The organism is Absiella sp. AM29-15 (genome assembly GCF_003434225.1).
Lineage (GTDB): Bacteria > Bacillota_I > Bacilli_A > Erysipelotrichales > Erysipelotrichaceae > Hoskinsella > Hoskinsella hominis.
Genome location: NZ_QVFL01000015.1, coordinates 29216 through 48957 on the forward strand (window position 1 = coordinate 29216; position 19742 = coordinate 48957).

General features: G+C 35.1%; 22 protein-coding genes. 6 read left to right on the forward strand and 16 right to left on the reverse strand.

What is annotated here, in order from left to right; genetic code table 11:
- Positions 1 to 15: 15 nt before the first annotated feature.
- The 4 genes from DW761_RS14625 to DW761_RS14640 all read right to left on the reverse strand — a co-directional run bounded on the left by DW761_RS14625 (position 16) and on the right by DW761_RS14640 (position 3979).
- Positions 16 to 780, reverse strand: coding sequence for a transketolase (locus DW761_RS14625; RefSeq protein ID WP_394336557.1), 765 nt, complete (start codon positions 778 to 780; stop codon positions 16 to 18).
- A 148-nt stretch (positions 781 to 928) separates the two neighbouring features.
- Positions 929 to 1135, reverse strand: coding sequence for a hypothetical protein (locus DW761_RS14630; protein WP_233513109.1), 207 nt, complete (start codon positions 1133 to 1135; stop codon positions 929 to 931).
- A gap of 71 nt (positions 1136 to 1206) precedes the next feature.
- A complete protein-coding gene (locus DW761_RS14635) occupies positions 1207 to 2712 on the reverse strand; it encodes a DUF5597 domain-containing protein (protein ID WP_117518566.1) in 1506 nt (501 codons plus the stop codon).
- 4 nt (positions 2713 to 2716) lie between these two features.
- On the reverse strand, positions 2717 to 3979 hold the full coding sequence (locus DW761_RS14640) for a PTS sugar transporter subunit IIC (RefSeq protein ID WP_117518567.1): 1263 nt from the start codon (positions 3977 to 3979) through the stop codon (positions 2717 to 2719).
- 192 nt (positions 3980 to 4171) lie between these two features.
- Here DW761_RS14640 and DW761_RS14645 point away from each other — a divergent pair, with 192 nt between their 5' ends.
- Complete coding sequence (locus DW761_RS14645; protein WP_117518568.1) at positions 4172 to 4978, forward strand: MurR/RpiR family transcriptional regulator; 807 nt, start codon at positions 4172 to 4174, stop codon at positions 4976 to 4978.
- A gap of 121 nt (positions 4979 to 5099) precedes the next feature.
- Here the strand turns inward: DW761_RS14645 and DW761_RS21050 are convergent, their stop codons facing one another.
- Entirely contained in the window at positions 5100 to 5267 is a 168-nt protein-coding gene (locus tag DW761_RS21050) for a hypothetical protein (protein WP_158553819.1), read from the reverse strand.
- A 345-nt stretch (positions 5268 to 5612) separates the two neighbouring features.
- Between DW761_RS21050 and DW761_RS14650 the strand changes: the two genes are divergently transcribed.
- Positions 5613 to 6578 carry a N(5)-(carboxyethyl)ornithine synthase gene (locus tag DW761_RS14650; RefSeq protein WP_117453161.1) on the forward strand — a complete coding sequence of 322 codons (966 nt, stop codon included), beginning with the start codon at positions 5613 to 5615 and terminating at the stop codon, positions 6576 to 6578.
- Positions 6579 to 6798: 220 nt separating this feature from the next.
- On the opposite strand, the gene DW761_RS14655 is transcribed toward DW761_RS14650, so the two are convergent.
- On the reverse strand, positions 6799 to 8808 hold the full coding sequence (locus tag DW761_RS14655) for an FAD-dependent oxidoreductase (protein ID WP_117518569.1): 2010 nt from the start codon (positions 8806 to 8808) through the stop codon (positions 6799 to 6801).
- A gap of 179 nt (positions 8809 to 8987) precedes the next feature.
- On the opposite strand from DW761_RS14655, the gene DW761_RS14660 reads away from it, so the two are divergent.
- Positions 8988 to 9581 (forward strand): TetR/AcrR family transcriptional regulator, encoded by a 594-nt coding sequence (locus DW761_RS14660; RefSeq protein ID WP_117518570.1) that lies wholly within the window; start codon positions 8988 to 8990, stop codon positions 9579 to 9581.
- A 19-nt stretch (positions 9582 to 9600) separates the two neighbouring features.
- Here the strand turns inward: DW761_RS14660 and trhA are convergent, their stop codons facing one another.
- The 4 genes from trhA to DW761_RS14680 all read right to left on the reverse strand — a co-directional run bounded on the left by trhA (position 9601) and on the right by DW761_RS14680 (position 15009).
- On the reverse strand, positions 9601 to 10278 hold the full coding sequence (gene trhA, locus DW761_RS14665) for a PAQR family membrane homeostasis protein TrhA (RefSeq protein ID WP_117518571.1): 678 nt from the start codon (positions 10276 to 10278) through the stop codon (positions 9601 to 9603).
- A 192-nt stretch (positions 10279 to 10470) separates the two neighbouring features.
- On the reverse strand, positions 10471 to 13098 hold the full coding sequence (gene ppdK, locus DW761_RS14670; protein WP_117518572.1) for a pyruvate, phosphate dikinase: 2628 nt from the start codon (positions 13096 to 13098) through the stop codon (positions 10471 to 10473).
- Between the two features lie 268 nt (positions 13099 to 13366).
- Positions 13367 to 14641, reverse strand: coding sequence for a glucose-6-phosphate isomerase (locus DW761_RS14675; protein ID WP_117453158.1), 1275 nt, complete (start codon positions 14639 to 14641; stop codon positions 13367 to 13369).
- 17 nt (positions 14642 to 14658) lie between these two features.
- A complete protein-coding gene (locus DW761_RS14680) occupies positions 14659 to 15009 on the reverse strand; it encodes a CvfD/Ygs/GSP13 family RNA-binding post-transcriptional regulator (protein ID WP_117453157.1) in 351 nt (116 codons plus the stop codon).
- A 111-nt stretch (positions 15010 to 15120) separates the two neighbouring features.
- Here DW761_RS14680 and DW761_RS14685 point away from each other — a divergent pair, with 111 nt between their 5' ends.
- Both DW761_RS14685 and DW761_RS14690 read left to right on the forward strand, forming a co-directional pair.
- A complete protein-coding gene (locus tag DW761_RS14685) occupies positions 15121 to 15579 on the forward strand; it encodes a divergent PAP2 family protein (protein ID WP_117453156.1) in 459 nt (152 codons plus the stop codon).
- A 15-nt stretch (positions 15580 to 15594) separates the two neighbouring features.
- Positions 15595 to 15828 (forward strand): NifU family protein, encoded by a 234-nt coding sequence (locus DW761_RS14690; protein WP_117453155.1) that lies wholly within the window; start codon positions 15595 to 15597, stop codon positions 15826 to 15828.
- 119 nt (positions 15829 to 15947) lie between these two features.
- On the opposite strand, the gene DW761_RS14695 is transcribed toward DW761_RS14690, so the two are convergent.
- Positions 15948 to 16943, reverse strand: a complete 996-nt coding sequence (locus DW761_RS14695) for a nucleoid-associated protein (protein ID WP_117453154.1) — start codon at positions 16941 to 16943, stop codon at positions 15948 to 15950.
- A 181-nt stretch (positions 16944 to 17124) separates the two neighbouring features.
- On the opposite strand from DW761_RS14695, the gene DW761_RS14700 reads away from it, so the two are divergent.
- Entirely contained in the window at positions 17125 to 17676 is a 552-nt protein-coding gene (locus DW761_RS14700) for an HD domain-containing protein (protein ID WP_117518573.1), read from the forward strand.
- A gap of 34 nt (positions 17677 to 17710) precedes the next feature.
- On the opposite strand, the gene DW761_RS14705 is transcribed toward DW761_RS14700, so the two are convergent.
- From DW761_RS14705 to DW761_RS14725, 5 genes are read right to left on the reverse strand one after another with little or no spacing between them, the layout of a single operon-like run.
- On the reverse strand, positions 17711 to 18007 hold the full coding sequence (locus DW761_RS14705) for a DUF4176 domain-containing protein (protein ID WP_117518574.1): 297 nt from the start codon (positions 18005 to 18007) through the stop codon (positions 17711 to 17713).
- A gap of 28 nt (positions 18008 to 18035) precedes the next feature.
- A complete protein-coding gene (locus DW761_RS14710) occupies positions 18036 to 18935 on the reverse strand; it encodes a hypothetical protein (RefSeq protein WP_117518575.1) in 900 nt (299 codons plus the stop codon).
- Between the two features lie 11 nt (positions 18936 to 18946).
- Positions 18947 to 19150 (reverse strand): hypothetical protein, encoded by a 204-nt coding sequence (locus DW761_RS14715; protein ID WP_117453151.1) that lies wholly within the window; start codon positions 19148 to 19150, stop codon positions 18947 to 18949.
- Positions 19122 to 19421: a pore-forming ESAT-6 family protein gene (locus DW761_RS14720; protein WP_117453150.1), complete on the reverse strand. Its 300-nt coding sequence runs from the start codon at positions 19419 to 19421 to the stop codon at positions 19122 to 19124. Before DW761_RS14720 ends, DW761_RS14715 begins: the two co-directional genes overlap by 29 nt.
- Positions 19422 to 19432: 11 nt before the next feature.
- Positions 19433 to 19735 (reverse strand): WXG100 family type VII secretion target, encoded by a 303-nt coding sequence (locus DW761_RS14725; protein WP_117453149.1) that lies wholly within the window; start codon positions 19733 to 19735, stop codon positions 19433 to 19435.
- Positions 19736 to 19742: the final 7 nt, after the last annotated feature.

Genomic DNA, 19742 nt, shown 5'->3' on the forward strand with positions numbered 1-19742 from the left:
GTTCTTGTCGCTACTTTACTCATTGCCTTCACCTTCCAATTCTTTCACTGCTTGTGCACACTGTTCTGCATTTGGTGCACTTCCATGCCATGTGGCGTTGTTTTCCATAAAGGATACACCTTTGCCTTTGATCGTATGTGCTAGGATCATCGTTGGTTTTTCCTTTTCTTTCTTCGCTTCATCGAATGCGAAACGAATATCTTCATAATCATGTCCTTTGATGTTGATGACATTCCATCCAAATGCTTTGAATTTTTCATCAATTGGTGTAGGGTTCATGACATCACGGATGTTACCATCGATCTGTAAAGAGTTGAAATCTACGATCGCACATAGATTATTCAAGCGATAATGAGCAGCAGCCATAGCAGCTTCCCACACTTCGCCTTCTTCACATTCTCCATCACCTAATAAGGTATAGACTCTATGATCATTTCCATCTACTTTGTTTGCTAATGCCATACCAACAGCGGCAGAGATACCTTGACCAAGGGAACCTGTGGACATATCGACACCATCGACATAGTTCATATTTGGGTGTCCTTGTAGTTTACTGTTGATCTTTCTGAAAGTATTCAGATCTTCCTTTAATAAGCCTTTTTCAAATAAAGTGGCATACAGTAAAGGTGAAGCATGACCTTTTGATAATACAAAACGATCACGATCGATACCTTTGACATTGTCTTTATTGATATCCATGACTTCAAAATATAATACAGTTAATATATCAGCTGCGGATAAAGAGCCACCTGGATGACCACTATTTGCGTTAGCGACCATACGGACGATATTCTCACGAATACGTGCAGCATGTTGCTTTAATTCTTCTGTTTTCAAATGATATTCCTCCTTTTCATGCCTTTAGTATATCGATTTTTCAAAAGCATAAAAAGAACTCTTTTATTATGTTTTAGACATTTATTGTTTCTTAAAATGTCTTAGAACGCTTCTTTGTATACAAAATCATCAAAATACCAATCATCCCACAGATAAAATCACAGAGTGGCTGTGCCAGTATAATACCTTTTAACTGCAAACACCACTGTAATAAAAGCAATAGTGGTATAAATAACAACAACTGTCTTAATATTGAATCTTCAGATTTATTATTTTCTAATAGGTTCATTAAAATCATCTTCTTTGATCATGATATATCATATTTATAATTAGAAAAATAGCAACACAGTAGTATTGCTATCATATTTATCAATATTGATGTATTACTATACGTAACAATTTAGGCTTATTACCGATGTAAATTACATATCTTTCATCCCCGTTTAGCACACGAGTTCTTTTCCATTTACCATCTTTAAAACAGCCCTCTTCTAATGCGATAATGCCGATTTGATATATTGGATTCGTGATCGTTATTTTACTTTCTACCCCGTATATAAACCATTCTTTCCCAGTATTTATGATAAATCCGGCACTATCTAATTGTTCTTTTGATTTTTTTAAGTATGAAACATCTACATGGTTTCCATCAATCTGAAATTCGATATGATTTTCATCAAACTGCTGAAGATATGGATAAATATCAGCAGTTCCACGATATTTTAATAACAATGGCAACATCATTTCTAGATCATTATAAATCTGATTTAAATATGGCAAACTTCCCTCAGGATGGAATGCTGCTTTATCTATTCCTAACATTTTCATAACACTATCTTCATTAAATATGTCATCACCTACAAAATCTTCAATACCAAATGGCGAATAGCAAATGCATGGATATGCGGAAAAAACATAAATACAATGCGATATAGAAGCGATATCCTGCCTTGTTTCTGGAATAGCTAATACATCTTGTTTGGCATATATATCACAGATTTCTATAAAATTATCCACATAAATATCCGGTGTACATAAGTCTAAAGATGGCGCTAAATAACGATATAACTGATATTGAAATTGATTAGGTCCCCCACTTGGATAATCTCCTGCTTTTTCAAATGTTTTTTTTAGCCATGTATTTACCATAAAAGGCAGGGGATATATTTCTTTTCCTCGTTTTGCGATTTTTTCAATTGCCTTGGCATAATGATACGTCATAAAAACTTCATGACTTTCTTCTTCAAAAACTTCTTTCCATGTGCCTTTTTTCTTAAACAGGGTCTGAAGTTCTTCAGGAATTATTTCATTATATTTATTTTCGGCTATATCTTGAAAATCTCTTGAGGCTTTTAAAACACCAATCTCATTTTCTATCTGTACCATAATAACCGTGTGTTCATCTGAATCAAAATCATGGAGAAATTGCATCAGATGTGCAAATGCTTCTACATCCTTTTCAATCGCCTGATCACATAGTGGTGTGATGGCATAAATTTGATTTCCTTTTTCATCTTTGATAAATGGATAGGTTTCTCTATCAAGTTTCATCCATTCTGGTACATATGTAGACATACCATTTTTCCATAATCCAAACCACAACAAAATGACTTTTAAATTCTTTTTTCTTAAATCTTGAAGGATTTCTTCAAGAAGTTTAAAATCATAAATTCCTGCATTTCTTTCAACCAGTTCCCAATATACTGGAATTAATAATGTATTGATATGTATATCATCTAATTTATTCAAAATATGGTTGCGGAAATATACGATATCTGAGCAGGCTGAATTATGCACTTCACCAGCTAGTGCGATAAATGGTTCTCCATTAATATGTAACATTGCTGTGTTATCAGTATATTTTAATTCTATCATCCCATTACTCCTTTTCCTGTAATCTCATTTGTTCAGATTTATATGCTTTTTTATCTGCATATTTAAAGAATGGATAATAGATAAGCGCACCTACAACCTGAAGAAGAACCTGCAAGACAATAATTTTCCAACTTCCTTGAATTGTCGCATGCAATCCTATTGGCAAACCAAATACTGGATTAGCACCTAAACAAGGAGGAACGATACCTGAAACAGTTAGTAAATATGCAATGAACAATACGATACCATTTGTCAATATGAAAGGAATCGCGAATGTAAAATTCAATACTAACGGTGTACCAAAAACCATCGGTTCAGAAATCCCAAAGATTGCGGCAGGTGCTGCTACTTTGCCAACAGCCTTATACTGTTCACTTTTCGCAAACGACATCATAATAGCAAAACCGATAGATGTAGCACATAATGTATATGTTGCAAAGAATGCATATCCTACAGTGTTTGGCATAGGCAACCCTGCTGCTGCGGCACTTAAATTTTCAGCATCCATGGCCATTAAAACCGGCTGCATCAATGGTAAGGTAACATTGGTGCCATGAATTCCAAAAAACCATAATAATTGTCCAACAGTTGCTAACAGTATAATTGACCATATGTTGCCACCAAAATTTTTTAATGGTGTCTGAATCAATGAATATACTGCCTGATGAACACTGCCATACGTTGTGTGATTAAATAATATACTGATAATCATGAATATAACTGAAATGCAGAAAAATGGTACTAAACTGGAAAATACTTGTCGAATCATTGGCGGTATCGCTTCTGATAAATTTAATGTGATTCCTTTTTGAATAAATAATGTATACAATCTTCCTACAAATAAACCTGTAAACATTGCAGTAAATACACCAGATGCTCCCAGCCAGTCAAAACTTAATACAGAACCTGCTTCTGTATTTGTCAAAGGTGTAATGATGAAGAAACATAGCAGGGATAAGATTCCTCCACGTACGCCATCATCTGTTTTATCAAATTGTTGTATTAATGCTCTTGCGACAAAAAATGATACATATACTGCCATAAATCCAATTGTAAAATTATTAACAGATGCTAGAATTGGTGTTAACCCTATGGTTGCTACAACACTTTGTACATCTTTTATCGGAAAAACCAATAATAATACAGCCAATGATCCCATCAGTAATATTGGCATTAAATTCATCATTCCTTGAGAAACAGCATTCAAATATTTATTTCTTGTCAAACTCTCAAAAAAAGGCATAACCTTATTGTTCCAAAAACTCATATTTTCTCCTCCATACATTGTTCTCGTTCTAAGTGGCCCATCTTGAACAATCATAGTATATCAAATATCCAAAAATATGCCTTTCAAAAACGCTTTATATTTTCATTATCTTATGTTATTTTCACGTTTGCGAAAATTTTATCTTTAAAATTCTGATTGAATCGCTTATACTAAATATCGAGGTGAATTAAAATGCAGACAGATTTCACTACATCAATTCTTGATTATTTGAATAGTACCAAAAAAAGCGATACCTATCATAATATCTTATGGATTACTATGCAAAATATTGATAAACTAGACAAATTAACAATTAACCAATTGGCTGATTTATGTTATGTTTCAGCACCTACCATTACTAGATTATCACATTTTTTTGGCTGTCATAATTTTTCAGAGTTTAAACAAAATATCAAAGAATTAGGAAACAGTATAGAGTTTTCTCATTTTCATATCAATAAAACCAATTATAAATTGTTAAGTACAACCCCAAAACAATACCTTGAAAACTACACATCTTCAATAACAAATGCATTAATTGACGCTAGCAATGATATGGATCTAAAACAAATCGATCAATTTCTTCATCGCCTATATCAAACAGAAAATGTTTACTTTTTCAGTTATTCTACTTCCTATCATAATGCTTCTCTTTTACAAACTGACTTAATGACAAATCATAAAGTTTGTATATGTCCCCATACCATTGAACAACAAAAACAAGCCGCGAAGGAATTGACAGAAAATGATCTTGCAATCGTGATTTCCTGTTATGGCAATATGCTAAACCGCTTTGAAAATTTAATCAACGAGATCACTAGGAGTAATGCTTATACTGTTCTAATTACTCAAAACCCTACCACTATAAATTCTGCTTTATTTGATGAAATATTGTCATTTGCTAAAAGCAATCACATTGAAGCTGGGCCTTATATTATGAATTATGGATTTGAATACTTAGGTAGACGATATCATACGCTATTCAAACATAATGATTAGTAATTATGTGAATTTAATAAAAGCATATTTATAAACTTATTTTGTGTTACACTATGAATAATAGGTAATATAAATATAATATTTAATCGCATTATCATTCTTTCAACCATACACTGAAATGTTATGACGCACTTTTCTGTATTCCTTCTAAGAAACAGTTTCTTATTTTATTATGCAAAAGATGCAGTGTCATAGATTGATTTTCTGCTCTTTTAGCAGCACTTCCTGCTTTTACATTTATTTCTTTTATACAGTTTGCTAATAATTCAAATTTCATGCTATCAGGCATACAACATACCTCCCCTTCATTTCAAAAAATATTAAGTCTAACATATTGCTGCATTCATCCTACCACTTACTTATCGCCGTTGAAGTGAGAGGACTTCTGCCTGCTTTGGGTTAAATGTTTTATAATTATGTGAAATCAATAAAAGTATATTTATAAACTTATTTTGTGTTATACTATGAGTAATAGGAAATATAAATATAATATTTAATCGTATTATTATTCTTTCAACCATACACTGAAATGTTATGACACATTTTTCTGCATTCCTTCTAAGAAATGATTTCTTATTTTATTATGCAAAAGATGCATAAGGAAAGCTCATTCATTTGAGTATGGAGGAAGTTTATGAAACAAAATTTAACAATGTCTTTTCTGAGAAGTGAAATGCCTTATGAAAAAAGAATTGCCATTCTGCCAGAAGATTTAAAAAGTGTGAAACATTGTGAACAGCTTTATTTTGAAAGTGGATATGGAAAAGATTTTTTAATCGAAGATGCTTGCTATGAAACCTATGGTTGCCATATCGTAAGTAAAGAGGAAGCTTTACAAAAAGATATCTTATGTGATACCAAAATTGGTAATGCTTCTTATTTGAATTCAATTGGCGATAACAAAATCATTACCGGATGGATTCATGCAGGTGCAGATAAAGCTTTGACAAATACCCTGATCAATCATAAATTTACCTGTTATGCATGGGAAAATTTCTATAAAGATCATCGTCATTTATTTTGGAAAAACAATCGTATTGCTGGAGCAGGTGGCGTTATTAATGCTTTACAATATACTGGTTATCTGCCTGATGGATTAAAAGCTGGTATCATTGGCAGAGGGGACAGTGCTGCGGGAGCTTTCTCCATGTTATCAAAACTTGGTGTCATCATTCGTCAATATAATCGTAAACAAGAAGCTTTATTTGTAGAGGAGCTGCCAAATATGGATATCGTCGTTATGGCGATTCGCTGGGATACTTTAAGAACGGATCATTTAATTACATCCATCGCAAGAAAAAGTATGAAGAAAACCGCAATTATTATTGATATCAGTGATGACGCAAATGGTGCAATCGAACAAAGCCGGTCAACCTTGTTAAATCATCCTATTTATTATTTGGATGACATTATGATCTATAGTGTAGGCAATGTTCCAAATATCTTTTATAAATCTGCCACTGCTTCCATTTCAGAAGTTATGTGTCAGTATATAGATTACTTAGTTGAGGGTAATGATGATCCTGTACTATCCAATAGCGTTATCATAAAAGATGGCGTATTGTTAGATGAACATATTCTCAAGCAACAGCACAGATAATTCACAATGAAAATCATATAGTTTTCTCAGAAACGCAATTAGAATGAATGTCACATGAAGGGATTGATATCACAATATGTGTGGAGATATTTTAAATATTTTTGGATGTAACACCTAGACATTTAATGAAAATCAGGCACTCAAGATTAATTGAGTGCTTTTTTACGTTAAAGAAAAGAAGATTACATAATCAAGTAACCTTCTTATATTGCATAATATATTATAAATTTCTTGCGACTTCAAATGCATCCCATACAGCTGCCATGATATTATGAACTTGCTTCTCATCTCCAAGGATAAACACATCTTTATCTAACATACGGACTGCATCTTCTAAAGTCTTATTACTTCTATAACCGATTGCTGTCACGATGGTATCCGCTTCGATTAGGTTTTCTTTACCATCTTTTGTGATGACATATAAACCTTTTTCATCAATATGATCAGCCTTTGTTTCTGTTAATATCTGAACATGGTGAAAGTTTAACATATCCTTCAACATATCTCTGTTTGGAAATGCCATTGCATCTTCCCCACCAAACACGGTATTTGTCATTTCAACAATCGTAACTTGTTTTCCTCTTTGTGCAAACCATAATCCTAATTCAGAGCCAACCAAACCAGCACCAATAATTGCGACTTTATCTTTTACTTCATTTATATGAAGACTTGATTCAACACTACCCATAACATGATTTTTTTCTGATCCGGGTAATTTCAATTCAATTGGTTTTGCGCCTGTCGCAAGAATAATAGCATCATATGCATCATCTTTTAACATAGTTTCATCTACTGGCATTTGTAAATGTATTTCTACGTTTAACGCTTTTAGTTCTGTTTCATACCATGCAAGCAATTTACGATCATATCGTTTAAAATCTGGCATACCTCCCGGTATCAAACTTCCTCCAAGTCGATTGCTAGCTTCATATAGAACAGGTTCATGTCCTCTTAGTTTTAATACACGTGCGGCTTCCATGCCTGCAACACCTCCACCAACGATACATACTTTTTTAGGTGTTACTGCTTGTTTTAACGCGAATTCTTTCTCATTTGCACAGCTTGGATTGACTGCACAGGAAATAGGTACCGCATGTTCTACACGATTTACACAGGCATCATGACAAGATAAACATGGCCGGATACGATCAAATTTCCCTCTTCGTATTTTTTCTACAATATCAGGATCCGCAAGCAATGGCCTTGCAAGCCCAATCATATCAGCACTGGCATTCTGTAATGCCTCTAATGCTACATCAGGATCATCCATTCTGCCTGCAACCATAACAGGGATATTCACAGCATCTTTTATCATCTTAGCATAAGGAAGATACATTCCTTCATCAAAATACATAGGTGGATGATTCCAATACCAAGAATCATATGTTCCACAGTCAACATTCAATGCATCATATCCAGCCTGTTCAAGATATTTTGCAGCTTTGATTCCTTCCTCAATATCACGCCCTTTTTCCACAAATGCTTCATTAGGAACTGCTCCCTGACGTACATCCTTGATAAAGCTTTTTACGGTATATCTTAATGATACTGGGAAGTCCTGACCACAAACATGTTTAATACCCTGTACAATTTCTACAGCTGCACGATAGCGATTCTCAAAGCTTCCCCCATATTCATCTTTACGATGATTAAATAACTCCAGTGTAAATTGATCTAATAGATATCCTTCATGTACTGCGTGAATTTCAACACCATCGAAGCCTGCCATTTTAGCGATAACTGCGCCTTCAATCATCTTTTTAATCATGCCCTTTACTTCTTCTGTGGTCATTTCACGATGTAGTAGAGAAGGATTCCATCTGTTTTCTACTTCACTTGGGGCAACGTTGCCTGCTCCCATTGCGACTGCTGCTGGAACCATCGCACGTCCAAAACCAAAACCTAATTGTAAGAAAATCTTAGAACCATATGCATGTACCTTTTCACACATACGAGTTGCACTTTGTACAAAACTTGCTGGATTTTTAGAAAGCAATCCAATTCCTGGTGTTCCAAATGCTTCAATCGTATGATCTACTTTTGTTACACCAGTGATAATCAATCCTGTACCACCTTTTGCTCTTTGTCCGTAATACTCAATCGCTTTTTCTGTGTAAGCTCCATGTTCGTCTGCCATTCCTACTGCACCCATTGCAGCCATAAAATAGCGATTACGAATTTCACATTTACCAATTTTAATTGGCGTAAATAATTCTGAATAGTCTTTCATTCTAGACTCCTTTCTAATTCGTCGAATATAATTCAATGAATTTAATTCAATTAGTATTATATTCCACTTCCAGGCTTTGTCAAGAAAAATCGCTTACATTTTTGTATAAGTAATGTTTGTTTGACATTTCTTACAGATATCGGTATGATAAATAAAAACATACAGGAGGAAGCAATATCATGACAGAAAGACAAAAACAAGCAATGAAAACAAAACAAAAACTTATCGAAACTGCAATGATCATGATAGAAGAAACCGGCTTTGATCAATTAAAAATGCAGGATTTATGTAATCGTGCAGGTGTATCTGTAGGAACTTTTTATCATTATTTTAAAAATCTGGATGAGTTGATCCAGGAATCCTATTTGGGATTTGATGATATGCTAGAGGAAGAATTATTAAATAAACAATTTTCAAGTTATAAAGAAGCTATCAATTTTATTATTATTTATTCTATCAGACAACTTACTTCATTTGGAGTAAATGCTACTGCTATGACCTTTAAACAACAGATGGGGGCTTCCTCTCGGCTTATGGTAGATAAACATCGTTTTTATTATCAGAAACTTCTTTCTTACTTACAAAATGGTGTCACATCACATGAATTTTCACTTCCATACTCTGTAGAAGAAACAGCTGACTGGCTGCTTAGAACTGCACGTGGTACCGCAATTGACTGGTGTCTGCACGATGGAACATATGATGTTATTCAAATGGTCACATTAGAAGTAAATACTTTATTAGATGTGCTATGTCCTAGCAAAAAAAAATGAAGACATTTCATCTTCATTTCTAATATATAAACAAATAAATTCCTAACCAGTGTAAAAACGCACCACCCAATACAAATAAATGCCAGAGGAAATGTGTCCCATTTCCTTTTTTTGCGAATGGAATCATGCCAATCGTATAGACTAATCCTCCTGCCAGAATCATCCAAAGCAAAGGCTGATTGTGTTGATATAAATCTGGCAGATATAAAACACCGCTCCACCCAATCAAGAAATATAAAGTAAAATGTAAAGGAGGCCATTTGCCAGGTCCATATATTAAAATCATCGTTACACCAAATGCAATGATCAACCATTGAATGATGAACATGGTAATGGATAATGGACTAGCAATATAAACCAGACATATTGGCGCAAAAGTACCTCCAATTAAGAAATAGATAGAAGTATAATCAAATCTTCGCCATAAACGTTTTACTGTAGAGTCCTTTTTAAAGGAATGATATAAACAGCTCATAAGCATAAGGATAAACATACTGATACCGAATATTAAAGATGCCGCTACCTTCATTCCTGTGTCTGATTTAATTAGTAATAAAATCATCCCAACAAGGGCTAGTACTGCGCCTAAGCCATGTGTTACAGCATTGCCTATTTCCTCTAACAATGTTAATCGTGGTGGTTGATTACGTTCTCTTACCAGTTCTTTTTTCTGTTCGCGTGTTAATTTATCTTTCATGAGTATCACCTGTTTTCTCCATAAAGTATAACACAATTCATCATATGTATCATCATACAAAAAATTGAATTATTCTCATTTCAATATTCATTTATCCTTTAATTCACCTTGGTAAACATACTCAATCATTTTATTATTTAATATATGAAAAGTGCCTTGCATATGCACAAGACACTTTTTTGATAAATTTTATTATTTATTTGTAATTGCAGCCTGAGCAGCAGCAAGTCTAGCAATTGGTACACGGAATGGACTACAACTTACATAAGTCAATCCCATACGGTGACAGAATTCAATACTGCTAGGATCGCCTCCGTGTTCTCCACAGATACCAAGCTTAATGTTTGGACGAGTGCTTCTTCCAAGTTCTGCAGCCATCTTAATTAGTTTGCCGACACCTTTCTGGTCAACTCTAGCGAATGGATCCTGTTCAAAGATTTTCTTTTCATAGTAATCATTTAAGAATCCACCAGCATCATCACGAGAGAATCCAAATGTCATCTGTGTTAAGTCATTTGTTCCGAAACTAAAGAATTCAGCTTCTTCTGCGATTTCATCAGCCAATAATGCTGCACGAGGAATTTCAATCATTGTACCTACATGATATTTCATTTCAACATTTTCACGTTTTAAGATTTCATCTGCTGTACGTACAACAACGTCTTTTACATATTTCAATTCTGCTTTATCGCCTACTAATGGAATCATGATTTCTGGTTCAATATTCCAATCAGGGTGTGCTTTATTTACATTGATTGCGGCTTCAATAACAGCTGTTGTCTGCATTTCAGCAATTTCTGGATAAGAAATAGCCAAACGACATCCACGGTGTCCCATCATAGGGTTAAATTCATGTAATCCCATGATGACAGAACGTAATTCATCCAAATCAATCTTCATATCTTTTGCTAACTGAGCAATATCATAAGAGCTTGTTGGAAGGAATTCGTGTAAAGGTGGATCCAAATAACGAATCGTTACTGGCAAGCCCTTCATTGCCTCATAAATTCCTTCAAAATCACCACGCTGCATAGGTAATAATTTTGCAAGTGCTTTTCTTCTTTGTCCTTCTGTTTTAGATACGATCATTTCACGAACAGCTTTGATACGATCTCCTTCAAAGAACATGTGTTCTGTACGAACTAAACCAATACCTTCTGCACCAAAAGCAACTGCTTGTGCTGCATCTTTTGGTGTATCTGCATTCGTTCTTACTTTCAAGACACGAACTTCGTCTGCCCATTTCATGAAGCGTTCAAAATCACCAGAGATTTCTGCTGGAACTGTAGGGATTTTTTCTCCATAAATGTTACCAGTAGAACCATCAAGTGAGATATAATCACCTTTATGATAAGTCACACCTTTAACTTCAAATGTTTCTTCTTTTTCATTGATATTGATTTCACCACAACCAGATACACAGCATGTTCCCATACCACGGGCAACAACTGCTGCATGGCTTGTCATACCACCACGTACAGTCAAGATACCTTCAGATACATGCATACCTTCGATATCTTCTGGACTAGTTTCCAAACGTACCAAGACAACTTTGTGTCCCAATGCTGCTTCTTCTATTGCCTGTTCTGCAGTAAATACGATTTGTCCACAAGCTGCTCCAGGAGATGCTGGTAGTGCACTGGCGATTGGTTTTGCAGTTTTTAATGCTGCATCATCAAAACGTGGGTGTAGCAAACTATCTAATTGTTTAGGTTCTACCATCATCAATGCTTCTTCACGAGTAATTGTTCCTTCATCATACATATCACATGCAATCTTTAATGCTGCAGCTGCAGTACGTTTACCATTACGTGTCTGTAGCATGAACAGGTTTTCTTTTTCAATTGTGAACTCCATATCCTGCATGTTTTTATAGTGCTTTTCAAGTGTTGCACAGATTTCAGTAAACTTCTGATAAGCAGCAGGTGCAGTTTCTTTCAACTGATCGATAGTTTGTGGTGTACGAATACCAGCAACAACATCTTCACCCTGTGCATTCATCAAGAATTCACCATATAGTTTATTTTCACCAGTACTTGGATTACGTGTAAAGGCAACACCTGTACCACAGTCATTACCCATATTACCAAATACCATCATCTGTACGTTAACTGCTGTTCCCCAGCTGCCTGGGATATCATTCATCTTACGATAGAAAATTGCACGAGGGTTATTCCAAGAACGGAATACTGCTTCGATTGCACGGTATAACTGTTCTTTTGGATCTGCAGGGAAATCTTCATCTAAAGATTCCTGATAGAACTTTTTGAATCGTTTTACCATTTCCTTCATATCATCAGCGTCTAATTCAGTATCCTGTTTTACGCCTTTTTTATCTTTCATTTCATCAATAATTTCTTCAAATTTTGCCTTATTTAAGCCCATAACAACATCAGCAAACATCTGAATAAAACGACGATAAGAATCATATGCGAAACGTGGGTTTCCTGTTAAGGAAGCAACCCCTTCTACAACATCATCATTCATCCCTAAATTTAAAATGGTATCCATCATTCCAGGCATAGATGCTCTTGCTCCTGATCTTACGGATACTAACAGTGGATTCTTTGGGTCCCCAAACTGCTTCTGGCTCAATTCCTCCAATTTCATTAAATATTCAAAGATTTCTTTACGAATGTCTTCAGAGATTTTTTCTCCGTCATCGTAATACTTATTACATGCTTCTGTTGTTACAGTGAATCCGAATGGTACAGGCATACCTAAGTTCATCATTTCTGCCAGGTTGGCACCCTTTCCACCTAACAATTCACGCATGTTTTCGTTTCCTTCAGAAAAAAGGTAAACATACTTTTTGCTCATTAAGCATTCCTCCTCTAATGTAATCGTTTACATTTCGTTGGTACTATTATACTATAAACTATGCCATATGACTAGTTAAATTTTCACTTTTTTATGAACAATGTTGCAAAGCAAACAAAAAAGCTTTTAGATATGGCGTTTTATTCAAAAAATTTTTTTGATCTTCAAATTTTGTTTGTTGCATATAATACAGGAAAGCTTGCAAATATATTATCCCTAAACAAAAAGAAAAGCGCTATGAAGCACTTCTCCTGTTTGTTATGTTTTATTAATTCTTACCTAATAAACGGAACATATTTTTCTTATAAACTTCTACACCTGGCTGATCAAATGGGTTTACACCTAACATATAAACACTGATTGCACAAGCTTTGAAGAAGAAATAGCACATATAGCCAAAGCTTTCAGCTCCCATATCTGGAATAGTAATCAGGATATTTGGTACATTACCAGTAACTTCATGTGCTTCCAAAGTTCCCTTGCAAGCCATTTTATTTACCCAGTCAACGCTCTTGCCACTTAAATAATTCATGCCATCTGCATTATCTGGATCACTTGGGAATTCTAAGTCACTTGTTGGTTTTTCTACTAACAATAATGTTTCATATAATACTTTTTTACCCTGCTGGATGAACTGTCCTAAAGAGTGTAAATCAGTTGAGAAATTAGCACTTGTTGGCAGATTTCCCTTTTCTTCTTTTCCTTCACTTTCACCAAACAGTTGTTTCCACCATTCTGCAACCATGTTCATCTGTGGTTCATAAGATACTAACATTTCCACATCTTTTCCCTGGTTTTCAAGGATACGACGGGCAACTGCATACTGATAAGCGATATTCTTATTTAAATCAGCATCTCCAAAGTCTTTATAACCTTTTGCTAGACCGCTCATAATTGCGTCAATATCAATGCCAGCAACTGCAATTGGCAATAAACCAACAGGTGTGATGACAGAGAATCTTCCTCCGATATCATCAGGAATAACAAAAGTTTCATATCCTTCTTTATCAGCGATTGCTTTTAATGTTCCACGTGCTTTATCTGTGGTAGCTACAATACGTTTGCTAGCTTCTTCTTTACCGTATTTTTCTTCCATGAACTGTTTCAATAGACGGAATGCCAACGCTGTTTCTGTTGTTGTTCCAGATTTAGAAATAACGTTTACGCAAACTTCTTTATCAGCAATATAATCCATGACATTCTTAATGTAGCTGCTAGAGAATGTATTTCCCATAAATACGATTTCTACTTTATCCTTGTTGTATAAGCCATTGATCATTTCAATCGCAGCACGGCTTCCTAAATAAGAACCACCGATTCCACAAACAACGAATACTTCACATTTATCGCGCAGATCTTTTGCTACACTCTTGATACGGTCAAATTCTTCTTTATCGTAGTTATTTGGCCATTCTACCCAGCCTGTAAAGTCGTTTCCTTTACCTGTCTTGTTTACCAGCTGATCATGATATTTGCTTACAACATCCTGATAGCTTAATACGTCTTCTTTCAACAAGGCATGAGATAAATCTAACTTCATCATTTCTTTTTTTCCTCCTTCTATTGAATGGCATCCTTGATCCAGCCATCCAGTTTTTCCTGCAAAGAAGCAAAACCGATTTTCATAGGTGGCAATTCATGTGTAATTCTTTTACGCATACTTCTTGCCTTCTGCGGCTGTAATGCTTTCAGTGACAGTTTAAAGTGTGTGCCATCTTCATCCACATCCAGGATTTTTACCTTCACCCGCTGGTTGACTTTGACATACGTATGCACATCTCTTACAAAGCGTTCAGATATCTCCGAGATATGAATTAATCCGGTATGCTTACTGTCCAGATAGACGAATGCGCCATACGGTTTAATCCCAGTGACGACACCTTCTACAACACTTCCAATCATATACTGCACGGTTTCACCTCATTTCATCGTGCTTATTATATCATATCTTCGCTTTTATGTGTTATAATAATAGATGCCAGATGGAAATTTTCCACTCTCGCATTTATTTGAGGTGACATTATGAGTTCTATATACCCGTTATTGGCCGCTTTGCTGGCAAACGTATTTGCCCAGGTACTAAAACCCGTTGTACTGTATCTACGCACCCAGAAGTTAGATGTACATCAATGTATCGCCTGTGGTGGTTTTCCAAGTTCACACAGCAGTACCGTTACTGCATTAACTGTTGCGATTGGAATGAGTGAAGGTTTTGATTCAACTTTATTTGCCATTACTTGCGTATTCAGTTTTATCGTCATTTATGATGCGACCAATGTACGTTATTATGCTGGAAAAAACATACAGTTAACCAAGCAGCTGATATCTGATTTGGAAACATTAAAGGGTTTAAAATTTTCTGATCCGATCTATCATGAGAAAATCAAAAGTGTTCTTGGTCATAAATTTATTGAAGTATTAGGTGGTATTTTATTAGGTATATTGGTAGCTCTGATTTTATTTGAGTTACTACACATATAGGAAAGAGGTATGAGTATGCAGACAAAAATAGATGAAATTAAACACGTTATTGAAAAAATCCGTCCATATATCCAAAGAGATGGTGGAGATGTTGAATTTGTTTCTTTTGAAGATGGTATCGTCACGGTACGTATGTTAGGTGCCTGCATGGGATGTGTTGCATTGGATGATACGATTAGTGAAGGTATTGAAGCAATTTTATTAGATGAAGTTGCCGGCGTAACTGGTGTAAAGGTTGCTCAGGAATAATTTACCTTATAAGGAAAGCACCGATTGGGTGCTTTTTTATATACATGAATCGCATTTGATTTACGTGCATGGGCAAACTAGGCAATAAAAAAAGAGAGTTTTTAATAACTCCCTTCTGTCTATTTACTGGTGATATTGGTGATGTTTTTTAACTGAATACTGATAGTTCCATCACTTTGTGTAACGAATTCTACATAATCTTTTGAATTCATATAATCTACTGGAATAATAATTTCTATGCCATTATCGGTTTTAATCTTCTGTACACGTTCACTGCGTCTTGGTTTTACGTATTCTACATCGACTTTTTCTTCAATGCCTTTATCTTTGACTTCTTGGGTGAAGTCTTTTTTTATGAGTGGTTTTTCTGCGAACAGAATTTCTGCGATTTCTTCTACATCAATCGGTGCCTGACGATCCACTGTATCCGCGATAATGCTTTTCATTTTTGGCATGAGATTTACTTCTTGTATATCATATTTTTCACTGACTTCTTCTAATGTTTTACTCATGGTTTTTACAGCTTCCTGATAACTTGGCTTTGTGGTGCATTGTAAAACCAGTTCGGCTAAAAAGTTTACCTTTTGTGCTTCGATTTCAATTTTATTTTCTACACAATGGATACTTAAATCACTACATTCGATTAAAGCAGCACGATCTTTACTTGTCAAATTGGATGATAGCAGTGTACGATAGGAAATCAATTCGTTATAAACTGCTTCTTCCTGATGTAAGTCATGTGTTAAGCCACTTTGATATCCATTGTCTAAAATTAAAAGATAGCGTCTTCCCTCCTGCATGACACTGGCAATAATCAAGTCGCTTCCTTCATAAACCCCATATTGCATCTTTAAGTCAAAAATATGCTTAGCCAGTTTTTCACTGATTTCTTCAAAAGAAATGCGTGATGCGGTATAGTTTTCTATCCATGATTTGGCAATGCTGCCTTCTTTAAAGTGAGCAGCTTTTTTCTTTGTACTGGCAAAAGCTTTATTTGCCTTTTTTTCTATCATGCTTAAAATATCTTCATTCATTTCCTGCATACATTTACTGCTTGCGATATATGTGTTATGTTCACAATCCAGAATATGCACGATACTTTTTTCTAGTTCCATGAAATTCCTCTTTTCCTTATTTTTTCGTCCTGTTTATCATACCTTATTTTAAATATTTTTTCCAGTTTAGATTGTAAAAGTAAAAATAATCAAAATCACAAAAAATTCACATGACTTTTTTGTGTAATGTGCTACAATGAATATTGGGTAGAAAAGAAAAAGGACCAGGAAGGCTGATGGAATGGAAAAAGCAATATTTTCAAAAGTAGATTTAAACAATGTAAACAGTTATTTAGCAAATGAATATCTTGACTGTGTCAAGGATTTGATTGAGATTGATGATGTTCATAAGTTAAAGGACTTTTCACAGCATTTAAAAACAAGTCGTTTCCAACATTCATTGAATGTTTCATATTATAGTTTTTTATTAGCAAGAAAGTTTCATTTGGATGCATACAGTACTGCAAGAGCTGGTTTACTACATGATTTATATTTTTATGACTGGCGTGAAAAAGATACACGTCCAATGGAAGGAAGACATTGTTCTATCCATCCACAGATTGCATTAGAAAATGCAAAGAAAGCAACAAAGATCAATCATGTAATGGAGGACTGTATCGTTCATCATATGTGGCCGATGACCATCCATTGTCCTAAGACAAAGGAAGGCTGGATCGTACAGGCAGTTGATAAGTATTGTGCGATAAGTGAGATGATGTTACAAAGTGGACGTCGTATTAAGACTTCACAAATTGCCTTTTATTTTATGGCAATTATTTCTGTTATCCGATAAGTGTCTATAATGGGAGAGCCTAGCTCTCCTTTTTTTATTCTTCCAATAGGTTTAATTCACTCAGACGTTCTTCCATAAAACCGCGAAATGCGAATTCTTCTCCATCCTGTAATCCAAGATAATATACATAATCGATTTCACTTTGATTAAACATAATCGTTTCTTGTGCAGATATCCATCCTTCAGGATAAAAGCATGCGCTATAGTCATATTGGTGCTTTGTTTTGACATCCTCTTGACATCTGCCAATGATCATGATTTTTTTATTGCCGCCTTTTAGAAGTACAATGGTACCTAATGGTAAAATTTGTTCTAATGTTTTCTTTTTCATGTACGTTTAATTCCTCTCTCACTTATCATTAATATTCCACTTTTACTTTTAATCCTATACCCGCCAAAAATGAAGCTTTACCACCAAATTCAAGTTCCCCTTTTTTGCTGGAAAACTCTACTCCTGCACCTAATGCTCCTAATTCACCTGTACCTGTTACAGTGATTTTCGCTCCAAAAAAATTAAATCCGCCTTCTGCTTCTCCCTGAAGTGCAGCAATTCCTACATCTGCTTTCATGGTAATTTCTTCCTTATTCGCTGTTATTTTTGCTTCTCCATATGCTACACCGGCTTTGCCGCTGACTTCACCTTCTACATTAAAGTTTTCTGTGCCAATGCGCAATAATCCTTTTGCTTCACCAATGGATGCATTTCCACCAACTTCAAGGTTTACTTCTGGGTTGATTTTTTTATCTTCATCATATAGCTGTATATGTAAGTCTGTATTGCCTTCCACATTTCCAAAGGAAAGATTTCCCTGCGCTTTTGCAAATTTCATGGTTTTACCAATTTGATAATCCAGAATACTGGCACTTCCAAATGCACCAAAACATACACCGTTCTTGATGTAATCATCTAATGATTTACTTGGTGATATAGATGTATGAAAACGATGGGTACCATTCCACTTACTGCAGCTGAAATCCCAGAATGGCTCTTTTACTGGCGCGGCGAGAATTTGAAATACCTGTGTAACACGTTCAATAACATCTGTAGCGATATTGGCGATATCTTCTTCTGCTAATTCATAGGCTTCTTTGGATTCTTCAAGATAACTTTGTAATTTTGCCATATCATTGATCAGCTGATGATTTTTATAGTTCAGCTGATCATGATAGAAATAATAAGGTAGTAATTGTATGTGCGAGTTAGTTTGATTGCATAGTGCTAAAGTCTGCTGAAGTTTTCCAGTATGTACGCTCAGCATATACGTAAGATTTATAGTAAAGTTTCACAGATATAGCGTTGCTCCTGTATGTTCTTTTTCATCTTAGCGATATGTTGTTTTACATAGGGAAGCTCCATAGAAGAAACAGATGTGTGTACATCCTGTTCCATTCTTTGAAGATACTGTTGGATTTGGTTTAATTGTCTTTGATAGGTATAGATTTGATTAACGTTGGAAGGTGTCAGCTTCTGCATTTAGCTGCTGCTCCATTGTCTGATAAGTGAGTACTGTCTGATCTAAGAATTTTGCGTATGTATCTACTATCGTGCGATAGTTTTCAAAAGCTGGCAGCATTGCCATAAAGCGCTGACGAATCGTATCACTAGCAGGACTGTTCCAAAAATTGGACAATTGCTGCATCGTGGATGTGATTTCTCTTAAATTGGTATTTAACTGATTGTTTTCCTGTCGAATCTGGTTTGCACAGGTCGTGACCTTTGCCAAAGATATATTCATTGTTTCCATAAGCTGCCTCCTTAGTTACTTAAGCGGCGTGCCATATCTGCACGCTCCTGCTGCGTTCTACGATAAATGGATGCACTTTGTCTTAGATATTGTGCATATTGACGCATTAAGGTCACCATTTTTACAAAATCTGTTTCAAATCCTTTGATCTGACTGGTAAATGACTGATTGTCTTTTCCCTGCCATCCTTGTTTCATATTATCTACATCCTGAAATAGGTGACGATATCCTCTTTCATAGGCATCTGCCTGTTGTTCAATTCTTGCGGCACTGCTTTCTAAACGCTGGTAATCTACATTGATTTGAATGCTCATAGCCATT